This window comes from Arthrobacter sp. SPT-J7 (assembly GCF_059089965.1).
Window position 1 is genome coordinate 1 of the sequence record NZ_JBNHFF010000031.1, and the last position, 21729, is coordinate 21729.

Genomic DNA, 21729 nt, shown 5'->3' on the forward strand with positions numbered 1-21729 from the left:
GGATGACTCCAGCTACGAGCCGCGGATCTACTTTGGTGAGTACTCTCCGGACTACTCAATCGTGGGCGCACCAGACGGCGCTCCTCCCCGCGAGCAGGACAGGCCGTCAGGTGAGGGTGAGACCCAGTACACCTTCGAAGGCAACGGCGGACCCAACGTAGGTACCTTTTTCAACAGGGTGCTTTACTCGATCAAGTTCCAGTCCTCGGACCTGCTGCTCTCGGACGGCGTGAATCCGGAATCGCAGATTCTGTACGAACGCAACCCGCGTGAGCGCGTAGAGAAGGTGGCCCCCTATTTGACCGTGGACGGCAATGCCTACCCTGCGGTCGTTGATGGACGGGTGAAGTGGATCGTGGACGGCTACACCACCAGCCAGTACTATCCGTACTCGCAGCAGGAGCAGCTCTCGGACGCCACGGCCGATTCCCAGACCACTTCCGGCCGTGCAGTCGCCCTGCCGAACAGCACCGTCAACTACATCCGGAACTCGGTGAAGGCCACGGTCGATGCCTACGACGGCTCGGTCACCCTGTATGCGTGGGACGACCAGGACCCACTGCTGAAGTCCTGGCAGAAGGTGTTCCCGACCTCGCTGAAGCCATATTCGGAGATGTCCGGCGATGTTATGAGCCACGTCCGATACCCGGAGGACCTCTTCAAGGTCCAGCGCCAGTTGTTGGGCGAGTACCACGTGACGGACCCGTCCAGCTTCTACCAGACGAAGGACGCCTGGAGCGTGCCGAACGACCCCACGGTCGATTCGACCAACGATGTCAAGCAGCCGCCGTTCTACATGTCGCTGCAGATGCCGGACCAGGACAAGCCTGCGTTCCAGCTGACGTCATCGTTCATTCCGCAGATCGTTAATGGAAACGCGCGCAACGTCCTCTACGGCTTCCTCGCCGCCGACTCCGACGCAGGCAACCAGGCGGGCGTGAAGGCCGAGAGTTACGGCAAGCTGCGGTTGCTGCAGATCCCACCGGAGATCCAGGTCCCCGGCCCGGGCCAGGCGCAGAACAAGTTCAACTCGGATCCCACGGTTTCGCAGGCCCTTAACCTGCTCCGCCAGGGTGCCTCTGACGTTCTGAACGGTAACCTGCTCACGCTTCCTGTCGGCGGAGGCATCCTCTACGTCCAGCCGGTGTACCTGAAGTCCACCGGTGAGACGTCCTACCCCACGCTGCAGCGCGTACTGGTGGCCTTCGGCGACAAGGTCGGCTTCGCCCCGACCCTTGACGAAGCGCTGAAGCAGCTCTTCGGCGGGGACTCGGGGGCGGCTGCGGGCGACTCCGGCAATAACGGCCAGACACCCACAGATCCGGCTGCTCCGCCTGCACCGGGCGGGGCGGACGCCAAGGCTGAACTGCGGGCCGCGCTGGATGAGGCAAACGCCGCCATGCAGGCAGGGCAGGCCGCCCTCGCCGCCGGCGACTTCGCAGCCTACGGAGAGGCGCAGAAGCGCATCTCAGCGGCCCTCCAGAGGGCGTTGGACGCGGAGAACAAGATTCCGGTTGCCGCTCCCGAGGCAACTCCGGCTCCGGCCTCCACGGCGACACCTGAAGCCACGCCTTCGCCGTCGCCCAGCAGCTAATCGCCAGCTGATCACCAGCAGCTGGTCACGACGGCGGTAGTCCGGCACCCGTTCCGCCCGGAGCGGGTGCCGGACTGGCGAGACGGAGATCACGCCTCCTCGATTTGGCCTGCTGTTCACCGGCCGGTAAAGTAGTTCTTGCGACGCGGGGTGGAGCAGTTCGGTAGCTCGCTGGGCTCATAACCCAGAGGTCACAGGTTCAAATCCTGTCCCCGCAACTATGAGAAGGCCCCGACCGGCAGACAAGCCGGGCGGGGCCTTCTTTTTTCCTTGATTGCCGGTAGTTCCTAGTATTCTCTTTCGCAGAGCCTCACAGATTGTGAGTACTTCGCCAGTCATTCTCGAGAGGAATGTTGCTCGATGTCCACTCCCACGAAGAAGCCCGGCACTGCCGCGGGAAAGCGGTCCCGACTATATTGGGGTGTGCCCGCCGTCCTTGCGGTGCTGGTCCTCGTGGTGTTGATCGCAAAGTGGCTGATGGGCCTGCCCGCCGTCGCCTCCTTCGTAGCGGACTATCCGGGCCACTCGGAGCTGCCGGAGGAAGCGCCGGTAGGATTCCCTGCCTGGCTTGCGTGGCAGCACTTCCTGAACGCTTTCTTCCTGTTGCTGATCATCCGCACCGGTTGGCAGGTGCGTACCACCACGCGCCCCAGCGGACACTGGACCCGCAACAACAAGGGCCTGATCAAGACGAAGAACCCGCCCACCAAGATCAGCCTTGAGCTGTGGTTCCACCTGACACTGGACGCCCTGTGGATCCTCAATGGCCTGGTGTTCGCCGTCCTGCTGTTCGCTACCGGGCAGTGGATGCGCATCGTTCCCACCAGCTGGGACGTCTTCCCCAACGCGCTCTCGGCCGCCCTGCAGTACGCGTCCCTGAACTGGCCCACGGAGAACGGCTGGGTGAACTACAACGCGCTTCAGTTGCTCTCCTACTTCGTGACAGTCTTCATTGCGGCGCCACTGGCCTTCATTACTGGCCTGCGGATGTCGTCGGCGTGGCCAAAGAAGGCTACCGGCCTCAACAAGGCCTACCCGATTGAATGGGCCCGGGCCGTCCACTTCCCGGTAATGATCTACTTTGTTGCCTTCATCGCGGTGCACGTCTTCCTGGTGCTCGCCACGGGAGCGCTGCGCAACCTCAATCACATGTATGGAGTACGGGACGACGACGGCTGGTTCGGCTTCTGGGTTTTCCTCGCCTCGGTTGTGGTCATGGTGGCGGCCTGGTTCCTGGCCCGCCCCATCTTCCTGCGGCCCATAGCGTCCCTGATGGGCAAGGTCAGCCGGTAATACGCCGCAGGGCCGCGCAGCAGCCCATCAGTCCTTAAGCCTGCTGTAGGTCTCCAGAGCCCTTTCCCGTGACTCCGGCAGCCCAACGACCGGCGCCGGGTACCCGGTGACGTCGGCGGCTTTCCACGGCTCGTGGATGGCCTTACCGTCGAGGCCGGCAAGTTCAGGTATGAACTGGCGCAGGTAGCAGCCGGCTGAATCGAATTTCCTGCTCTGCGTCACCGGGTTGAAGATGCGGAAGTAGGGCGACGCGTCGGCTCCGGAGCCTGCAACCCATTGCCAGTTGGCAGGGTTGCAGGCGGCGTCCGCGTCGACGAGCGTGTCCCAGAACCATTGCTCGCCAATGCGCCAGTCCGCCAAAAGATTCTTAACCAGGAATGAAGCGGCCGCCATCCGCACGCGGTTATGCATCCAGCCTGTCTGCCACAGCTGCCGCATCCCGGCGTCAACGAGGGGATAACCTGTGCGGCCCTGTTGCCAGGCCTGCAGCTCGCCCCCGCTCAGCTGCTGCCAATCAAAGCGGTCAAACTGTGGCCGGTAGTTGCGGGTGGCGAGTTCGGGGTTGGTGTATAGGAGGTGCCAGCAGAATTCCCGCCAGCCAAGCTCAGAACGGAAGATATCGACGTCGGCGGGTACCTTGCGCGGGAACCGGTGCCGGATCTCATGCCACACCCTAAAAGGGCTTACCTCGCCGAAGCGCAGGTGCGGGGACAGCCGGCTGGTACCTTCCACTCCCGGCATGTTCCTGCCGGTGCCGTATTCCTCGGCCGGTCCGTCCAGGAAATCAACCAGGCGGAGCAGTGCGCCCTTTTCGCCCGGCTCCCAGGTGCTTGCAAGGCCGCCGCTCCAGTCGGGGGAGTGCGGCAGGAGGTTCCAGGTGTCCAGGTCTTCGCCGGCAGGAACTACTCCTCCTCTTCCCCGGGCAGGGGAGGGAAGGTGGTGCGGTTCGTCGTACGGCTCCCGCAGTTCGCCGTGTACAAGGCAGGCACGCCAGAAGGGCGTAAAGACCTTGTAAGGGCCGCCGGCGCCGGTGCGAATGGTCCATGGCTCGAACAGGAGGTTTGCCTGGTGGCTGGAGGCCTGAAGGCCGTTAGCGTCGGCCCACGTCTTCACATCGGCATCCACGGCGCGCTCCTGCAATCCGTAGCGCCGGTTCCAGAAGAGGTGCGTGGCACCCGTTTCGGCCGCCAGTTCCTTGATAACAGCCGACGCCGGCCCGCGGCGAAGAAGAAGCCGCGAACCTTTGTTCTCCAAGGAGTCGGCCAGCGCCGCAAGGGAATGGTGAAGCCACCATCGACTTGCTGCGCCCAGCGGCCGGATCCCTTCCGACTCCTCGTCCAAGATGAAGACGACGGTCATGGGCAGCCCCGAAAGTGCGGCTGCGGTCAGCGCAGGATTATCGTCCAGCCGGAGGTCGTCGCGCAGCCAGAGGAGGGACGTTGCGTCGGAGGAAGCCATGGCACTACGCTACACACCCCCGGCATCAGGAAGGCCGGGGCAGCGGCCCCGGCCTTCCTACTGTTCCTGGCGAGGGTGCTCCCCGCCTACTTCTCAGAGTTTGTCGTAATCGATTTCGGTCACCGTGGACTCATCGGTTCCGGCAGAGCCGGCGGCGCCGATGGCAGGCTTTGATGTGCCACCCGACTTCAACGCAGCCAGGCGTGCCTCAATCTCGACCTGCTCACCGAGATCTTCAAGCTGATTGAACTGGGCATCAAGGCTCGACGAAGCGAGTTCCTGCTGCCCGCGGACCTTGGCTTCTTCGCGGCGAATTTTCTCTTCGAAGCGGCCCACTTCGCTGGTGGGGTCCATGATGTCAATGCTCTTGATGGCATCGTGCACCTGCGCCTGCGCAGCTGCGGTCTTGGACCGGGCAACCAGTTCGTTGCGCTTGCTGGTCAGCTGGTTGAGTTTGCCCTTCATCTGGTCCAGGCCGGTCTTCAGCTTGTCCACCACTTCGCGCTGGGAAGCGATGCTCGGCTCCGCACCCTTGGCCTCGTTCTCAGCGGCCATCTGGCGCTGCAGGGCCACCTTGGCCAGGTTGTCGAACTTTTCGGCGTCGGCCACGTTGCCGTTGGCGCGGTATTCATCGGCCTTGCGTGACGCGGCGAGGGCCTTGTTTCCCCAGTCGCGCGAGTTCTTGACGTCCTCGTTGTAGTCGTCCTCAAGCATCCGGAGGTTGCCGATGGTCTGCGCTACAGCCGACTCCGCCTCGGCAATATTGTTCGTGTAGTCCCGAACCATCTGGTCCAGCATCTTCTGCGGATCCTCAGCGTTGTCCAGCAAGGAGTTGATGTTCGCCTTTGCCAGCTGTGCGACTCGGCCGAAAATGGACTGTTTAACCATGGTGTTACCTTTCGTCCTGCTCTGTGTTGACCACTGAAATCAGTGAACGTTTGTGTGCTGCGCCCATCCGCCAGTGGGGATGCTCCGACGGGCGGAGCGGGGCTCCGGCCTCAGAAACTTCCGGAGTCGCCTCCGCCGAAGTCGCCGCCGCCGAAGTCGCCGCCGCCGAAATCTCCGCCACCCCATCCGCCACCGTCACTGTGGCCGCCACCCCAGCCGCCGCCACCGCCTCCGTTGAGGATTGAGTTGATCAGGATGCCGCCAAGGATGGCGCCGCCCAATCCGCCGCCGCCGCCTCCGCCGAACATGCCGCCGCGGCCGTAGCCCTGGTTGGCGTAGCCGTCGAAGTGGTCAACGTCGGCCTGTGCCAGCTGGGCTGCCTGCGCCGCCAGTGCATGCGCCTGCTGGGCGTAGGTAAGCGCCGTAACCGGATCGGTGCGAGCGATTGACAGGGCGTAATCCAGGTTGCGCTGCGACTCCGCCAGCCGTGTGCGGGCTTCTGTACCCACGCCGCCGCGGCGGGCGGTGATGTAGTCGGAGGTCGCACTGATTTGGGCCTGGGCGGACATGATGGTCTGCTGCAGTGATGCCTGGGCCCGGCGCGCCTGTTCCTGCTGGTCCCTGATGCCGCTGAGTGACTGGTCGAGAGACTGATGGGCCGTCTCTACGCGCTGCAGGGTGGCGAGGGGGTCAATCTTGCCGCCCTGGATTTCGGACTTGACCTGTGCCAGTGCAGCTTCAACTGCCGCCACCGGTCCGGCGAGCTCGGGATGAGCGCCGGACTTGATGATTGCCTTCGCCTGGGCAAGGTCCTGGGAGGTATCGACTACCGCTGCCTCAAGTCCGCTCCGGGCCTCGTCCAGACTGGAGGAAACCTTGGCGATCGCATCGATGAGGACGTTCGTCTGGTGCAGGCTCTCTTCTGCGGCACGGACAGCAACGGCGGCCAGGCTTCCTTCGCCCTCAGCCAGCTTCTGCTCAGCAGTGGCTGAGGCGTTCTGGACGAAGGCGAGCCGCTCCTTGGCCTGCAGAATATTATCCGAAACCTGCACCAGCGCGCTCTCGGCATACTTGGCCCTGAGGGCGGTGAGGGACTTCTCAGCGCTGGCGATTTTCGAATCCGCTTCGCGGGCACCGGCGTTGACGGCTGCCAGTGCACGGGGAGCGTTCTTCTCAAGTTCGCGGAGGGAATCGAAGTCCGCCTTCTGCTCCTGCAGCGACGCCAGTGCAGCTTCCGAACGGCGGATGATTTCGCCCAGCCACGTGCGCTGCTGCTCTTCGGTGTCAGGGATGTGATCGTCCAGCTGCTGCTGCAGCTTGAACGATTCCGTCATATGGCCTTTGGCTTCCTCCAGCGCCTTGGTGAAGTTGCCGACGGCGGAATCACCGTATTGTGCCTGTGCGAACATGAGTTCCTGCTCGCTGGACTTGATGGCGTCGTCAGCCTCGATGAGGAGGGAGCCGCTCTTGCGGCGAAGCTCCTCTACGCTCAGGGAAGCCAGCGGATCAACTTCCGCGCCCTGCGGGCCATAGCTCGCGCTGGATGCCTGCACGGCAGCCTTCTTGCGCTTGTTGCGGAAGTAGAGGTACGCACCGGCACCGCCCGCGGCGACAACGCCTGCTCCTACAAGAACGGCTGCCCCGGCTCCGTCACCGGAAGGAACGTTGCCGCTGCCACCGCTGGCAGCGTCTCCGACCGCTGCTGCGGTGTCGATGGCTGCCTGGGCGAAATCGCGCTTGCCGCCGGCCAGATTGGCGACAACAGCATTCTGGCTGATGTTGCTGGTCTTGGACGAAATCGGGCTTGCTGAATTGGGGGAGAAGTAGTACTTGCCGTCATCTGACATCGCGAGGATGACGTCAGCCCGGCCCATACCCTTGGCAGTGGCGACGGCTTGGGACCACGCCTTCGGATCGGCCGGGTCTTCGAAGGTTTTGACCGTGACAACGTAGAGGTTGTACTTGTCGTCCTTCAGAAGCTTCTGGATGGCTTCCTGAACCTCGCCCTTGCGGTTCCCCAGGACATTCGCATTATCAACGATGTTGGTTCCGGACGGAATAGTGACCGGCGGTTCTGCCCAGGCCGCGGCGGCGGGCGCCGCCAGCAGGCCGGTAAGGCCGATCACGGCGAGAATACGTTTGAACTTTGACCGCATGTGCAACCCTTCAGCACGCTTGACACCGATTCGGGACGAACCGGTCGTCTCAGAATGCAGCAGCGCCCCCACGCATGTGTAGCCGCAGGTCGCTGTGGCAATCATCTTGATTCTATGGTGCACCCCACAGGCCGTCCATCGAGTCGAATATGCCACCAGCGAAACGTCCCGGGGAAGGGCATCAGCGGGCCCGGAGAAGCCCACAGCAAGCTCTCAGCAAACATCCGAGCTTGTTACAGCGAGGGAGTCCATAGTTAATGCAGACGAGGATGAAAGGAAGTCCCATGACTGAGAACCAAACCCCCGGTGCCTCTCCCGAGAACCGCGGCCCGGGGCGGCAGGATTCCTGGCAGCAGCATGCGGCCCAGCCGGGGAACAATCCTGGCGAGGTTCAGGATGCGGATGGCACGGCGGCCTCACGTTCCGCGGTGCCCGCAGCCAACCAGACTCCCGGTCCGAACCAATACCCCACCGAACAGCTGGACTGGACGAACCAGGGGGATAACCCCACCCAGGAGCTTCCCGGAGCGCGCCCGGCGTACCCGCAGCGCCAGCCGTTTTACGGACAGCCTGCTTCCGGCCAGAATGCAAGCCAGCCGTCGAATGAATCCCAGGGGCCCCAGCCCCACTACGGCTATTACGGCCAGAGCCAGCACAACGTCCCCGGAGGCCATCCAGGCCTTGCTCCAAACCCGAAGGACGCTCCACGCAAGAAGGCGTCCTTTGGTGTCGGCACCCTGGTGGCCAGCATCCTCGCGGCCGGCCTGGTGGGCGGCGGAGTGGCGACAGTTGCCGGCGGCGAGGTCTTCGACAGCCCGGGCTCCACCGCCGCTACCAGCAGCAACAGCCAGCCCGGAACGGTCATCGTCAACAACCAGGATGATGTGAACGCCATAACCGCCGCCGCCCTGAAGGCATCACCCAGTGTGGTGACCATCAGCGCTTCAAGCAACGGCGCCGGCGGTACAGGTTCTGGCATCATCCTGGACGACCAGGGCCATATCCTCACCAACACCCACGTGGTCACACTGGACGGACAGACGGCCAACGCCGCCCTCGAAGTGCGCACCAGCGATGGCAGGGTGCTCACCGCCAAGCTGGTTGGTACAGACCCCCTGTCAGACCTTGCTGTCATCAAGGTGGACAACGCCTCAGGCCTCACCCCTGCCACCCTGGGCGACTCCGGCAAGCTCAACGTGGGGGACACCGCCATTGCGATCGGCTCGCCGTTGGGCCTCACCGGGACGGTGACGGATGGCATCGTCTCAACCCTCAACAGGACCATCAGCGTCGCCTCGGCCGCTGCCCCTGAAGAGGGCGACAACGCTGAGGGCGACGACGAGGGCGGTTTCCAGTTCGCGCCTCCAGGCGGCGGCCAGAGCCAGCAAACGGCGGAGCAGGGTGAGATTTCCATAAACGTCATCCAGACGGACGCCGCCATCAACCCCGGCAACTCGGGTGGTGCCCTGGTGAACAGCAGCGGCGAGATCATCGGCGTCAACGTGGCGATCGCATCAGCCGGATCCGGCTCCCTGTCCTCCTCCAGCGGCAATATCGGCGTGGGCTTCAGCATCCCCATCAACCACGCCAAGCGGGTGGCCCAGGAGATCATTGATACCGGCAAGGCTTCGCACGGGCAACTGGGTGTCAGTGTCAAGAAGAAGTCCGCGTCGAGTGCCGCTTCCGGGTTCTCGGTGGGCGCGGACGTCGCGACACTTGAGCCCGATTCGGCTGCCGCGAAGGCAGGGATCAGGGTGGGTGATGTCATCACGAAGTTCAACGACCTGGCCATCGGTGAACCGGAGCAACTGACGGCGGCGGTCCGGGAGCAGCCCGCCGGTTCCAAGGTCAGGATCACTGTCCTGCGCAACGGTGCGGAACAGACCCTCGACGTCACCCTTGGCGCCGCAGCCAGCTGACAGCAGGCTTTGGCAAGGCACGAAGAATCAGCGAACGCCCGACGGCGGCGTCCCCACTCAACCGGGGACGCCGCCGTCGTCATTGCGGCCGATAATCGGCGCCCCTGTCCAGCCCGGCTGACACAGGCGTTAACGGAAGACGGCGCACAGGTGCGCCTATATGGTTAGCTAGGAGCTACCCGTACGCCGGGCATTCCGCGGCCATGACCCTACCCGGCTGGCTGTCCACAAGCATGGAAGGCTGCTGTCGATACAGTGGAGAAGACATTGAGAATCATCGTCCTGGTCAAGCATGTACCGGACGCCCAGTTCGACCGTCACCTCAACGGGGAGGGCTACACGACGGACCGTGACGAAAGCATCCTCTCCGAGCTGGATGAATACGCACTCGAGGCGGCACTGCAGCTGGCCGAGGCTCGCGGCGGCAGCAAAGCAGGCAACCAGGTCATCGCCCTGAGCATGGGCCCGGCCGGTGCTGTCAATTCCGTGAAGAAGTCCCTTCAAATGGGTGCCACCGAGGGCGTGCACCTGACCGATGAGGCTTTAGCAGGCTCCGACGCAGCCGCCACCTCGCTGGCACTCTCGGCAGCTGTCCGGTACCTGGGCCGGGATGCGCCGGTTGACCTGATCATCACCGGCATGGCCTCAACCGACGGCGAGACCTCACTGGTACCCGCGCAGCTGGCCGAACGCCTTGGCCTTCCCCAGGTTACGTTCGCTTCGTCCCTGGAGCTGGACGGCGCACGGCTGGTGGCCCGCCGCGATGCGGACATGAGCTCCGAAACCGTAGAGGCCGCCCTCCCGGCGCTGGTGTCCGTGACGGACCAGATCAACGAGCCGCGGTACCCCAATTTCAAGGGCATCATCGCTGCCAAGCGCAAAACCATCACCACCTTGTCCCTCGCCGACATCGGTGTGGATCCTGCCCAGGTGGGGCACACCGGTTCGTGGACCACAGTGACCAACGCCGAGGAACGGCCGCCGCGCACCGCCGGCACCATCATCACCGACGAAGGCGACGCCGGCATCAAGCTGGTTGACTTCCTGGCCGCCCAGAAGCTGCTCTAAGAGGGAACATCGACATGGCAAAAGTACTTGTTTTCATTGACAACCCCGGCAACGGGCTCAAGAAGAGCAGTCTCGAACTGCTGACTGTGGCACGTTCCCTTGGGGAAAGCGTTGTTGCCCTCAACGGGGAACTGCACAACGAGGTAACAGCTGCCTTCGGCGAATACGGCGTCAGCGCTGTCCTTCGCCCCTCCGCACAGAACCTTGACGACTATCTTGTGGCACCCAAAGCCGCTTACCTTGCGGCCGCAGCGCAGAGCACCGGAGCCACCATAGTGCTGCTCGACAACTCTCCTGAGGGCAAAGAAATTGCCGCCCGCCTCGGAATCCGCCTCAATGCCGGTGTTATCACCGACGTTGTCGCCGTCGATGCTGACGGAACGGCGCACAAGTCCGTCCTCGCCGGTTCCTACAACACTGCGTGCAAAACCACCACGCCCGTGTCCGTGTTGACCCTTAAGGCCAACAATGTGGTCCCGGAACCGGCGGCCGCCCCCGGCACGCCGGAAACCGTAACGGTTGACGTGCCTGTAAGCAGTACTGAAGCAGCGGCGCGGATCACTGCCCGCGAACAGAAGGTTGCCAGCGGCCGCCCCGACCTGACCGACGCCCGCATCGTGGTGGCCGGCGGACGCGGCCTCGACGGCGACTTCGGACCCGTGGAGGAACTCGCAGACGCACTGGGAGCGGCCGTGGGAGCCTCACGCGCAGCCACCGACGCCGGCTGGGTCAGCCACGACGCGCAGGTGGGGCAGACCGGCAAGACCGTGTCCCCGCAGCTCTACATCTCCGCGGGTATTTCCGGTGCCATCCAGCAAAAGGCCGGCATGCAGACCGCCAAGGTTATCGTCGCAGTGAACAAGGACGCCGAATCGCCCGTGTTCGAGATCGCGGACTTCGGCATTGTCGGAGACCTCTTCGATGTCCTCCCGCAGGCCACGGCAGAGATCAAGAAGCGTAAAGGCTGATAATTGGCTGCCTTTCCCTGTGCAGGCGGAGAGCCCGTTCAACCCGGCCACCGACCGGATTGGACGGGTGCTCTGTTTTGCGGCCCACCCGGACGACATTGATTTCGGTGCTGCAGGCACCATCGCGGCCTGGACGGCGGCAGGTGTGCAGGTCAGCTACTGCATCATGACCGACGGCGACGCGGGCGGCTTCGACCCGGCTCACCGGGCGGACATCATTGCCATGCGCGACGCCGAACAGCGCCGGGCCGCCGAACTGGTCGGAGTTTCCGAGATCCACTACCTCCATCAGCGTGACGGCTACCTTGAACCCTCGCACGAGGTGATGCGTGGAGTGGTGAAGCTCATCCGCGAAATTCGTCCCGACGTCGTGCTTGCCATGCATCCGGAACGGAACTGGCGGCGCATCCAGAAAAGCCATCCGGACCACCTTGCCGTGGGAGAGGCCGTAACGCGCGCGGTTTATCCGGCGCTGGAGAATCCGTTTGCCTACCCCGAACTCGCGGAGGCCGGGCTGGAAGCGTACAAGCTTCCGTGGCTCTGGCTGTACGCGGGGCCGGACGAACGGGAAAACCACTTCGTTGATGTCACCGCGCACGTGGAGGCCAAACTCGATGCCATCCATGTCCACGTCAGCCAGCACCCGGACGTCGAGGCCATGGAATCAGCCGTACGCCAGGGCATGCACGCTAATGCTGCCCGTGCCGGGCTTCCCGCCGGGCACAGCGCTGAAGCGTTCCATGTAGTAGCGGTCAACGGGCCTGGAACCATAGCCGGTTTCTAGGCGACCGGCGTTCCGAACACACAAAAGACGCCCCGCGGCTCTCCTTCCGGATGCCCGCTGGGCGCCTTTTGATGCTTTGCCAGGCCGGTGCTACGCGTCCAAGGGCGCGGCGGCGACGGTGGGCAGGGTGGGGGACTCGGAGCCGCCGACGGGCTCGACGGTGATTCCGAGCGCAGCGGCAGAGGAGATGCCCTCCACTACTGCAGGTTTGGAGAGTGCTTCCGCGTCCATCAGCCCCTGCGAGACAGGTGCTGACCCGTCCTTGGGAATCAGCCACATCTGGTAAACCTTGCCCTCGGGCGGGGCAGGAACGTCTTTCATCCTGACCACTGCTGCATCCTCGGACGAGGAAATCTGGACGGTGGCGGTACCGCCCCCGGCAACGTCCACTGAAGCCTCCCGGAGGTCCCCTGCCCGGACCACCTGGTTCAGGGGGTCGTTCTGGTCCGCAATGTAGGACCCGACGCCAACTCCGCCCAGTGCTATCGCTGCTGCGGCTGCGATTCCGGCGAGCCAGCGGCGGGCGCCGGGCGGACGCCGTCGTTCCTCACGGCGCTGCCGGGCCTTGGCCAGTTCGTCATTGGAATCATTCGCGGCACCTGGGACGGAGGCGGAGCCGGCGGAAGGAGCGGGCACGCCAGTATCCCGGCGCGCGTCCTGGGCGGGCAACTGGGCGGTGATCCGGTCGAAAAGGCCAGCCGGCGGTTCTTCCTCAGCCTTGAACGTGCGCGTCAGCGTTTCCCTGGATTGGCGGACGCGTTCGTAGAACGAGTCCCGTTCCGCCGCCGGTGCCGTTGAAATGTACTGCTCGATGGTACGGCGTTCCTCGTCAGTCACTGCATCCAGGGCGTACAGTTCAGCCAGATCGACTGCACGGCCGGAGGCGAGGTCAGCAGAGACGGTATCGCCGAAGGCGCCAGAGCGGCCGCCGCGTCCGTTATTCATCTCGGTCATTTCAACTCACCCCCAGGCAGGTCTTCAAGCGGATCAGGCCGTCGCGGATGCGGGACTTGATAGTGGGAACTGCGGCGTTCAGGCGTTCTGCGACTTCGCGGTAGGTGAGCCCGCCGTAATAGGCAAGGCGGACCGATTCCTGCTGCGTCTCCGTCAGCGTGCCAAGGCACCGGACCACGGCCTCTGCTTCGAGCCTGCTTCCCACTTCGTCGGACACACTGTCGTGGTCGATGTCCTGGGTGCTGGCACCGTAGCGGGCTTCACGGTCGGTGGCCGACTGGGCCGACCGGACCTTGTCCACAGCACGCCGGTGCGAAATGGTCATGAGCCATGCCAGCGGGCTGCCGGCGGCCGGATCGAACTTGGCCGCGTTCTGCCAGACCTGCAGGAATACCTCCTGCGTCGTATCCTCGCTGAGCTCAGCGTCGATGAGAACCCTGCGCGCCATACCGTAGACGCGCCGGGACGTCAGTTGGTAAAACTCCGCGAATGCCGCACGGTCGCCCTCGGCTGTCTGCTGCAGCAGGGTGACAAGTCGCTGGTTGACGTCGGCCGGCGTTTCCGTCACCGTGGCCGGAGCCTCGGAATGAGGCGCGTTGGGAGTTTCCATCACTACCAAGCATAAGTCCCTATGAGGTGAATCCTTAGCAGTGCCGCCGGGGATGCGGCGGCCTGTCCTGGGACCTTCCCGGAGAAGTGTCACCTGCCGCTCCTTCATCGCTGGGGAATGTTCTCAGGAGTTATTCGGCGCAGCTGCGGAAGCGGATGGGCTGGGCCCCATGTTGTTATGGGCGTAGTCGGGCACGGCACCTGCCGGAACGTATGAAGCGGACCCGAAGCCTTAGATCCGTGCGCCCGCGAATCCCTGCTGGCGCCAGGCTTCGTAGACGGCAATGGAGGCGGCGTTGGCGAGGTTGAGCGAGCGAAGCGAAGGCAGCATGGGCAGCCGAACTGTGGCAGTGACGTGGGGATTCGTTTTCAGCTCCGGTGGCAGGCCCACTGATTCCCGGCCGAACATCAGGACATCACCGGGCTGGTAGGCGATGTCCGTGTAGCTGGCGGTTCCGTCCGACGTAAAGGCATAGACGCGTTCCGGCTGGAGATGCTGCCAGGCGTCTTCAATGCTCCGGTGCACGGTGACGACGGCGAGGTCGTGGTAATCGAGGCCGGCCCGGCGGAGCTTCGCGTCCGAGAAGTCGAATCCCAGGGGCTCCACCAGATGCAGCTCAGCGCCGGTGATGGCTGCCAGCCGGATGGCGTTGCCGGTATTGCCGGGGATTTCGGGGGCGTGGAAAAGGATGCGGAACACCATCCCATCCTAGTCAACGCCGTCAGTGCATGCCGCGCAGCAGCCTGGCCAGTACAGGAACGTTGACAGTGTTGGGAGCCGGCCCGGACGCGAGAAACTCCTTCAGGCCCCGGACCATTCCCGCGGCGTTGACAATCCGGACGGTCTCCAGGGCGCCGGCCGAACGGCGATGCTGGTCAATCACCGGCTCGTGCAGATTCCCGCCCGGGCTGTGCACCACCGTCCAGCCGGTGACGTTCAATTCCGGAAAGATGTCCTGCATGGCGCGGACTATGTGCGCCAGCTGCGGCGGGGCAACAGAGCGTCCGCCGTGGTTCAGGGTCCTGCCGTCCCACGCATAGGCGCCCTTGGGCAAAAGCATGGAGCCGATCAGCGCCAGCCGGTAGCCGGACAGCACGGCGTGGTCGATGTGGCTGTTGTCTGCCGGTGACTGGAGCCCGTTGATGAGCCTCGCCGCAGGGATGGCGGGGAGTACCTGGCGGGTCAGGAGCTGGACGGTGCGCATCTCGCGCTGGATCCGCGCTTCGGCCCCGAAAATCCCGCGCTTCCGCGGCATGCCGTGAATCTGCTGGCTTGCCTCAGCCAGGGGGATCAGGGGAACCACGTCACCGTCCGCAGGACCGTAGGGCGGAACGTAGACCGGAGGGTCTCCGGCAGTGTTGCGGCTGCCGCCGGTCCTGTGCACGGTGGCCGACGCCCGGCTGCCCGCCGGCGGTGCATCAAAGTGTGGCGCCGAATCCTGGTTTTCCCCAGCGGTACCGGCCGCGTAGGAGCGGTCGTAGGCTTTCCTGCGTTGTGGATCGATCAGGGTCTCGTAGGCGCTGGTTACCCGGCGGAAAGCGGCCGCGTCACCGCCGTGGTCGGGGTGGGCAACGCGGGCGGCGCGCCGATAGGCCACCTTGATTTCCTTCTCGGTGGCGGTGACTGCCACACGAAGCACCTGATAATGCGAGCTGCTCTCGGTCAAGCACTCATCCTTCTGTCGGTATGGCCAGTCCGCGGGGGCAGCCCTGTCGGCCCAGCTTATCGGCCTTTGCCCTGACAACGATCGTGCCGGCGCTCAGGGTTCCCGCTCCGTTTGCCTGGCGCGGACGGCGTTTAGACCCGCGAGGATAACGGCCGCGGGGGCCGGAAGGGGAATGAGCTGATGGCCGCAGCGATTGAGCAGTCCACCACCGGAGGTGAGGCCGCCGACGATTCCCTGCCCGCCGAGTCGTTCCGGAAGGGTTGCTCGTTGGCCGAAACGGCGGGAGACCCTGGAGGGCTTCCTCGTGCAGTCCGGCTACCGCCCGGAGCCGGATGGCGAAGGCGTTTTTTCCTGCCGAACTGCCCTTTCCACCGCCTTTCCGACGGGCATCCGGGGGTGGTGTGCACCATGAAGGTGCCTTCCTGAGACGCAAGCCGCTTCGATGCTTCCCCGGACCGCGTCGCATCTGCAAACCTGCCCGGCCACTGCTGCGCCAGGATCATGCCGCCGGCCTGGATGGCCAAATGCTGCGCCCCAAACCTCCGTGGGCAGGACGGCTAGAATTACAGGGTGCCCGTTTACCTCGACCATGCAGCCACCACCCCTCTTTCCCCCGAGGCGCTGGCTGCCCTGACGCGTGAACTTGCCCGCACCGGAAATCCGTCCTCCCTTCACGGCTCCGGCCGCAGGGCACGCCGCACCGTGGAAGATGCACGGGAAGCCCTTGCAGCAGCGGCAGGCGCCCATCCTTCCGAGGTGATTTTCACGTCCGGGGGCACTGAATCGGACAACCTTGCCGTCAAAGGCCTGTACTGGGCCCGCGTGGGCGAAAACCCGGCGCGTCGGCGCGTCCTGTGCTCCGCCGTCGAGCACCATGCAGTGATGGACGCGGTGGAGTGGCTGGAGCGGCACGAGGGCGCCGAGGTCACCTGGCTTCCGGTGGACGGCGACGGATTTGTTGACCTGGCGTTCCTGGAGGCTGAGCTTTCCCGTGACCCGGACACCATCGCCCTGGTGACCGTGATGTGGGCGAACAATGAGGTAGGTACCATCCAGCCCGTCGGGCGCGTGGTGGAACTGGCGCATGCGGTGGGTGTTCCCGTCCACTCCGATGCGGTCCAGGCTTTCGGATCGCTGCAGGTTGATTTCAAGGCATCAGGCCTGGATGCCATGTCCATCTCCGGGCACAAGATCGGCGGACCTGTCGGGGTAGGCGCCCTGCTGCTCGGCAGGTCGGTGAGACTCACCCCTGTCCAGCACGGCGGCGGCCAGGAGCGGGACGTCCGCTCAGGCACCCTGGACACCGCCTCGATCGCAGCCTTCGCCGCGGCGGCCGAAACCGCCGCCGTGAACCTCGGCACTGAATCAGAGCGCATCGCCGCTCTCCGCGACCGTCTGATCGACGGCGTCCGCGAGCAGGTGCCGGAAGCAGTCCTGCGTGGTGCACCTGCCGCCGGCAGGCTCCCCGGCAACGCCCACTTCACCTTCCCCGGCTGCGAAGGGGACTCCCTGCTGTTCCTCCTGGACCTGGCTGGTGTGGAATCGTCCACCGGGTCAGCCTGCACCGCGGGCGTGCCGCGGCCCTCGCACGTGCTGCTCGCGATGGGACTGGACGAGGAAACAGCGCGCGGCGCCCAACGGTTCACCTTGGGGCACTCCTCGAAGGCAGAGGACGTCGGTGCGCTGCTGGCCGCCCTTCCCCATGCCTACGCGCGGGCGCGCCAAGCCGGAATGGCCGGCCACGAGTCCTCAATCCAGACGGCCGGCACCGTTGCCCGGCAGGGTTTGGGCTCTCGCTGACCGTGCATTTGCCAGAGGCCGTAGAATAGATAGGCCAAGATCGTTTGCAGGGAGCCTGCGTGCCTTCTCAGCAGCAAGTCCTGCCAGCACCGTCCGGCAGCACACGGCCAAGCGCCGGAAATACCCCCAACAGAAAGCCAGTATGCGAGTCCTAGCAGCCATGAGCGGCGGAGTTGATTCCGCCGTCGCCGCCGCCCGCGCCGTTGAGGCGGGGCACGACGTCGTCGGGGTCCACCTGGCGCTCTCCCGCATGCCCGGTACCCTGCGGACCGGAAGCCGCGGCTGCTGCACCATCGAGGACTCGCGCGACGCCTGGCGCGCCTGCGACGTCTTGGGCATTCCCTACTACGTGTGGGACTTTTCCGAACGTTTCAAGGAGGACGTTGTCCAGGACTTCATCGACGAATACGCCGCCGGCCGGACCCCCAATCCCTGCATGCGCTGCAATGAGCGGATCAAGTTCGCAGCGTTGCTGGAAAAGGCGATTGCCCTCGGCTTCGATGCAGTCTGCACCGGACACTATGCCAAGGTCATCGAGGACGCCGACGGCAACCGCGAACTGCACCGGGCCGCTGACTGGGCCAAGGACCAGAGCTACGTCCTGGGCGTCCTGACCCACGAGCAGCTCAAGCACTCCATGTTCCCGCTGGCCGACACGCCCTCCAAGGCTGAAGTGCGTGCGGAGGCTGAACGCCGCGGCCTCTCCGTGGCCAACAAACCCGACAGCCACGACATCTGCTTCATTCCCGACGGCGACACCGCCGGCTGGCTTGCCGAAAAGATCGCTATGACCACCGGCGACATCGTGGACGAAACCGGCACCAAGGTGGGGGAGCACCCCGGTGCCAACGCCTTCACCGTGGGCCAGCGCCGCGGCCTGAAACTGGGCACACCCGCCGCGGACGGCAAGCCCCGGTTTGTCCTTGAGATCCGGCCCAAGGAAAACAAGGTGGTAGTGGGTCCCGAAGCCCTGCTGGCCATTGACGAAATCAGGGGCATCAAGGTGTCTTGGGCGGGCCTGCCCATTGCCGAAGTGGAAAGGGGCGAGGACTTCGACTGTCACGCCCAGGTCCGGGCGCACGGCGACCCCGTCCCCGCGACGGCCCGTATGGAACCTCACGAAGAAGGTGCCGGCGCTCAACTGGTAGTTCGGCTGAACACGCCCCTGCGCGGCGTCGCCCCCGGGCAGACCGTGGTCCTTTACCAGGGCAGCCGGGTATTGGGCCAGGCCACCATCGACGCCGCACGCTCTCTCCAGCGCGCCGCGCTCTAGAACCGTAGTTGCCAAACGCCGTCCCGGTTTCGCCGGGGCGGCGTTCTTCGTTGCGCCGCCTCGCAAATGAGAGCACCCCATCATTCAGGTAAATTTTGTGTCTCAACTCACAAATTGCCCGTGTTGGAGGTTGGCACTCTGATTGAATCTACGCATCAGCACCGCGCGCTCCCGCCGAAGCAAAGGCACCCTGCAGTGACCGGTGGGGCGCGTATTCATCGAACAGAAAGTTCACAGATGACGAAGAGCACCAAGGCCCTGCACGGCGCGATCGCGCTGGCAGGCATTTCCGCCCTCGCATTGACTGCCTGCACGGGCCCCTCGGGCGGCGGCGGAACCTCCACCGGCGATGCCGGTGGCGGGGCGATCACCTACGGAACCACTGACAAAGTCGTCACGCTGGATCCCGCCGGCTCCTATGACGGCGGCTCCTTTATGGTGATGAACCAGATCTACCCCTTCCTGCTCAACTACAAGCCCGGCACCGCCGATGCCACCCCGGACATCGCTGAGTCGGCTTCCTTCACCAGCCCCACCGAGTTCACCGTGAAGCTGAAGCCGGACCTGAAGTTTACCAACGGCCACACCCTTGACTCCTCCGACGTCGTCTTCTCGTTTAACCGGGTAAAGGCCATTGACGATCCCAACGGCCCCGCTTCGCTCCTGGCCAATATGGAGAAAATCGAAGCGACGGACCCCAACACCGTGGTGTTCACCCTCGCTGCCGGAAACGACCAGGTGTTCCCGGGCGTTCTCGCGTCCAACCCGGGCCCCATTGTGGACGAGGAAGTCTTCCCCGCGGACAAGATCATGGACGATGACGCCATCATTGCCGCGAAGCCCTTTGCGGGCCAGTACACGATCGAAAGCTACAAGAAGAATGAACTGGTCAGTTTCAAGCCCAACCCGGACTACCAGGGGATGCTGGGTGCAGCCGCCAACGACGGCGCCACGCTCAAGCACTACGCGGACCCAAACAACCTGAAACTCGATGTCCAGCAGGGCAACATCGATGTGGCGGGCCGCATCCTCACGGCCACCGATGTGGCCGACCTGGAACAGGACTCCAAGGTCAGAGTCCACAAGGGACCCGGCGGGGAACTGCGCTACATGGTCTTCAACTTCGACACCATGCCGTTCGGGGCTAAGACACCCGAGGCCGATCCCGCGAAGTCGCTGGCAGTGCGGCAGGCCATCGCGCACCTCGTTGACCGCGATGTTATTGCCTCCCAGGTGTTCAAGAACACCTACACGCCTGTCTACTCCTACGTCCCCAAGGAATTCGAGGGAGCTACGGAGCCGCTGAAGAGCCTTTATGGTGACGGCAGCGGCAAGCCCAGCCTGGACAAGGCAAAGAAGGTCCTGCTTGACGCCGGTATCACCTCCCCGGTCGACCTCAAGTTGCAGTACACGGACCGGTACGGCACGTCGGCCGCAGATGAGTACGCCCTCGTGAAGGAACAGCTTGAGAAGTCAGGCCTCTTCACGGTGGACCTCAAGTCCACGGAGTGGACCACCTACACCAAGGAGCGCCGCGCGGATGCTTACCCCGTTTACCAGCTCGGCTGGTTCCCGGACTACTCGGACGCTGACAACTACCTGACGCCGTTCTTCATCCCAGGCAACTTCCTCGGCAACCACTACGAGAATCCTGCCGTGACGGACATCGTCAAGAACCAGCTCGTCACCACGGACAAGGCGAAGCGGAGTGAACTGCTGGGCCAGGCCCAGGAAGCAATCGCCAAGGATCTCTCCACGCTGCCGCTGCTGCAGGGTGCCCAAGTGATGGTGGCCGGAGCGGATGTCCAAGGAGTCGAAAAGACCTTGGACGCGTCGTTCAAGACCCGCCTTGGCGTGATGTCCAAGTAGGTTCAGCGACCGTCCGGCTCTGACCGCACACGGGGCGGGACGCAGTGCGCCTGCAGCCAGGTGCACGTGTCCCGCCCTGTGTGCTGGTCCCGGTGCCGGCGCTCCTGCTGGAGCCGCAGCGCCGGCAACGACAACTTTAGGTACCCATGACAACACTCATTGACGCGCCGCCAAGCGACGCGGACGGCCTCTTCCCGGCCACCAAAAAATCTTCCGGCGGGGGGCTGGGCCAGTACATCCTGATCCGTTTCCTGCTGATCTTCCCCACAATCTTCATCCTGGTGACGATGGTCTTTTTCCTGATGAGGATCACCGGTGACCCCATTACTGCGGCCATGGGCGGGCGGCTGCCTGCCGACCAGCTTCAGGAGCGCATCCAGGCAGCCGGCTACGACCGGCCGCTCCTGGTCCAGTACTTCGAATACCTCGGCCAGCTGGCTGCGGGCAACTTCGGCCGCACCCTCACCGACAACCGCGCCGTCGTCGAAATGCTCTCAACCTATGGCTCAGCAACACTGGAGCTGACCATCAACGCACTGCTCGTCGCCCTCCTGGCAGGCATCCCCCTCGGTATGGTCGCGGCCCACCGCCGGGACAAGTCGCCCGACGCCGTCCTGCGGGTCTTCGCCATTCTTTGCTACGCCACCCCCGTGTTCTTCGCGGGCATGCTGCTGAAGCTGACCTTCTCAGTGTGGCTGGGCTGGCTGCCGGTTGCAGGCAGGGCCAAAACATCCAGCGAACTCGCCCTGACATCCTTGGAAGCCCCAACCGGGATCTACTGGCTGGACGCGCTCCGAAGCGGAAACATGGCAGCGTTCAGCGACGTCATGGCCCATGCTGTCCTGCCCGCAGTGGCGCTGGGGCTCCTGACGGCCGGGATCTTCCTGCGCCTTGTCCGGACCAACGTCATCGGGACCTTGGGCAGGGATTACGTGGAGGCCGGACGGTCCAGGGGAGTGAGCGAATACCGCCTGGTGACCAGGCACGCCTACAAGCCCGCCCTGATCCCGATTATCACTGTGATGGGGCTGCAGATCGCCGTGATGCTCGGCGGCGCCGTGCTGACCGAAAAGACGTTTGAGTGGAAGGGCCTGGGCTTCCAGCTGGCCAACTACCTCACAGCACGCGACTTCGTGGCGGTCCAGGGCATCGTGGTGCTGCTCGCCATCATCGTGGCCATGACCAACTTCATCGTAGATATTATCGCCGCGCTGATCGATCCCCGCGTGAGGTACTGACATGAGCATTCCAGCCGTTCCCGTCCCCATGGAAAGTCCCCGGGCGCCCTGGTACCGGCGCCTGCCGGTCGTCTCGCATTTCAACAGAAGCGTTGGCCTCCAGCGGGGCATGCTGGTGGCAGGCCTGATCCTGACCGGCGCTTTTGTCCTGACTGCGATCTTCGCCCCGCTGCTGGCGCCCTATGGCTTCT

General features: G+C 64.4%; 17 protein-coding genes, 1 tRNA gene and 1 pseudogene. 12 read left to right on the forward strand and 7 right to left on the reverse strand.

Features of this window, described 5'->3' with window-relative positions:
* The 3 genes from AC5RWX_RS20045 to AC5RWX_RS20055 form a co-directional block, all read left to right on the forward strand.
* Positions 1–1594: UPF0182 family protein (locus AC5RWX_RS20045; RefSeq protein ID WP_494098072.1), on the forward strand; the 1594-nt coding region annotated here is incomplete at its 5' end.
* 144 nt (positions 1595–1738) lie between these two features.
* Positions 1739–1812 (forward strand) — tRNA-Met (locus tag AC5RWX_RS20050).
* Positions 1813–1954: 142 nt separating this feature from the next.
* A complete protein-coding gene (locus tag AC5RWX_RS20055) occupies positions 1955–2887 on the forward strand; it encodes a cytochrome b/b6 domain-containing protein (RefSeq protein WP_494098073.1) in 933 nt (310 codons plus the stop codon).
* 27 nt (positions 2888–2914) lie between these two features.
* Here AC5RWX_RS20055 and AC5RWX_RS20060 read toward each other — a convergent pair whose 3' ends face one another.
* From AC5RWX_RS20060 to AC5RWX_RS20070, 3 genes are all read right to left on the reverse strand, one after another.
* Entirely contained in the window at positions 2915–4345 is a 1431-nt protein-coding gene (locus tag AC5RWX_RS20060; RefSeq protein WP_494098074.1) for a cryptochrome/photolyase family protein, read from the reverse strand.
* 93 nt (positions 4346–4438) lie between these two features.
* Positions 4439–5233: a PspA/IM30 family protein gene (locus AC5RWX_RS20065; RefSeq protein WP_494098075.1), complete on the reverse strand. Its 795-nt coding sequence runs from the start codon at positions 5231–5233 to the stop codon at positions 4439–4441.
* 110 nt (positions 5234–5343) lie between these two features.
* Entirely contained in the window at positions 5344–7389 is a 2046-nt protein-coding gene (locus tag AC5RWX_RS20070) for a TPM domain-containing protein (protein WP_494098076.1), read from the reverse strand.
* 284 nt (positions 7390–7673) lie between these two features.
* Between AC5RWX_RS20070 and AC5RWX_RS20075 the strand changes: the two genes are divergently transcribed.
* The 4 genes from AC5RWX_RS20075 to AC5RWX_RS20090 all read left to right on the forward strand — a co-directional run bounded on the left by AC5RWX_RS20075 (position 7674) and on the right by AC5RWX_RS20090 (position 12128).
* Complete coding sequence (locus tag AC5RWX_RS20075; protein WP_494098077.1) at positions 7674–9308, forward strand: S1C family serine protease; 1635 nt, start codon at positions 7674–7676, stop codon at positions 9306–9308.
* 267 nt (positions 9309–9575) lie between these two features.
* Complete coding sequence (locus AC5RWX_RS20080; RefSeq protein ID WP_494098078.1) at positions 9576–10376, forward strand: electron transfer flavoprotein subunit beta/FixA family protein; 801 nt, start codon at positions 9576–9578, stop codon at positions 10374–10376.
* A 14-nt stretch (positions 10377–10390) separates the two neighbouring features.
* Positions 10391–11344, forward strand: a complete 954-nt coding sequence (locus AC5RWX_RS20085; RefSeq protein WP_494098079.1) for an electron transfer flavoprotein subunit alpha/FixB family protein — start codon at positions 10391–10393, stop codon at positions 11342–11344.
* Positions 11345–11411: 67 nt separating this feature from the next.
* Complete coding sequence (locus AC5RWX_RS20090; RefSeq protein ID WP_494098087.1) at positions 11412–12128, forward strand: PIG-L deacetylase family protein; 717 nt, start codon at positions 11412–11414, stop codon at positions 12126–12128.
* A gap of 90 nt (positions 12129–12218) precedes the next feature.
* Here AC5RWX_RS20090 and AC5RWX_RS20095 read toward each other — a convergent pair whose 3' ends face one another.
* The 4 genes from AC5RWX_RS20095 to AC5RWX_RS20110 form a co-directional block, all read right to left on the reverse strand.
* Positions 12219–13073, reverse strand: coding sequence for an anti-sigma factor (locus AC5RWX_RS20095; protein WP_494098088.1), 855 nt, complete (start codon positions 13071–13073; stop codon positions 12219–12221).
* Positions 13074–13083: 10 nt separating this feature from the next.
* Complete coding sequence (gene sigK / locus AC5RWX_RS20100; RefSeq protein WP_494098080.1) at positions 13084–13692, reverse strand: ECF RNA polymerase sigma factor SigK; 609 nt, start codon at positions 13690–13692, stop codon at positions 13084–13086.
* A 231-nt stretch (positions 13693–13923) separates the two neighbouring features.
* On the reverse strand, positions 13924–14391 hold the full coding sequence (locus AC5RWX_RS20105; protein ID WP_494098081.1) for a tRNA (cytidine(34)-2'-O)-methyltransferase: 468 nt from the start codon (positions 14389–14391) through the stop codon (positions 13924–13926).
* 22 nt (positions 14392–14413) lie between these two features.
* Positions 14414–15358 carry a J domain-containing protein gene (locus tag AC5RWX_RS20110; RefSeq protein WP_494098082.1) on the reverse strand — a complete coding sequence of 315 codons (945 nt, stop codon included), beginning with the start codon at positions 15356–15358 and terminating at the stop codon, positions 14414–14416.
* 570 nt (positions 15359–15928) lie between these two features.
* Here AC5RWX_RS20110 and AC5RWX_RS20115 point away from each other — a divergent pair.
* The 5 genes and pseudogenes from AC5RWX_RS20115 to AC5RWX_RS20135 form a co-directional block, all read left to right on the forward strand.
* Positions 15929–17158 (forward strand): cysteine desulfurase family protein, encoded by a 1230-nt coding sequence (locus AC5RWX_RS20115; RefSeq protein WP_494098083.1) that lies wholly within the window; start codon positions 15929–15931, stop codon positions 17156–17158.
* A gap of 142 nt (positions 17159–17300) precedes the next feature.
* Positions 17301–18431, forward strand: coding sequence for a tRNA 2-thiouridine(34) synthase MnmA (gene mnmA / locus AC5RWX_RS20120; protein WP_494098084.1), 1131 nt, complete (start codon positions 17301–17303; stop codon positions 18429–18431).
* Between the two features lie 237 nt (positions 18432–18668).
* A complete protein-coding gene (locus tag AC5RWX_RS20125) occupies positions 18669–20300 on the forward strand; it encodes an ABC transporter substrate-binding protein (protein ID WP_494098085.1) in 1632 nt (543 codons plus the stop codon).
* A gap of 146 nt (positions 20301–20446) precedes the next feature.
* Positions 20447–21538: an ABC transporter permease gene (locus AC5RWX_RS20130; RefSeq protein ID WP_494098086.1), complete on the forward strand. Its 1092-nt coding sequence runs from the start codon at positions 20447–20449 to the stop codon at positions 21536–21538.
* Position 21539: 1 nt separating this feature from the next.
* A pseudogene (locus tag AC5RWX_RS20135) lies at positions 21540–21729 on the forward strand (ABC transporter permease); the annotation flags it as partial.

Coding starts and splice junctions, on each gene's coding strand:
- AC5RWX_RS20055 (WP_494098073.1), top strand. CDS start 1,955: ATGTCCACTCCCACGAAGAAGCCCGGCACTGCCGCGGGAAAGCGGTCC.
- AC5RWX_RS20060 (WP_494098074.1), bottom strand. CDS start 4,345: ATGGCTTCCTCCGACGCAACGTCCCTCCTCTGGCTGCGCGACGACCTC.
- AC5RWX_RS20065 (WP_494098075.1), bottom strand. CDS start 5,233: ATGGTTAAACAGTCCATTTTCGGCCGAGTCGCACAGCTGGCAAAGGCG.
- AC5RWX_RS20070 (WP_494098076.1), bottom strand. CDS start 7,389: ATGCGGTCAAAGTTCAAACGTATTCTCGCCGTGATCGGCCTTACCGGC.
- AC5RWX_RS20075 (WP_494098077.1), top strand. CDS start 7,674: ATGACTGAGAACCAAACCCCCGGTGCCTCTCCCGAGAACCGCGGCCCG.
- AC5RWX_RS20085 (WP_494098079.1), top strand. CDS start 10,391: ATGGCAAAAGTACTTGTTTTCATTGACAACCCCGGCAACGGGCTCAAG.
- AC5RWX_RS20095 (WP_494098088.1), bottom strand. CDS start 13,073: ATGAATAACGGACGCGGCGGCCGCTCTGGCGCCTTCGGCGATACCGTC.
- sigK (WP_494098080.1), bottom strand. CDS start 13,692: ATGGAAACTCCCAACGCGCCTCATTCCGAGGCTCCGGCCACGGTGACG.
- mnmA (WP_494098084.1), top strand. CDS start 17,301: ATGCGAGTCCTAGCAGCCATGAGCGGCGGAGTTGATTCCGCCGTCGCC.
- AC5RWX_RS20125 (WP_494098085.1), top strand. CDS start 18,669: ATGACGAAGAGCACCAAGGCCCTGCACGGCGCGATCGCGCTGGCAGGC.
- AC5RWX_RS20130 (WP_494098086.1), top strand. CDS start 20,447: ATGACAACACTCATTGACGCGCCGCCAAGCGACGCGGACGGCCTCTTC.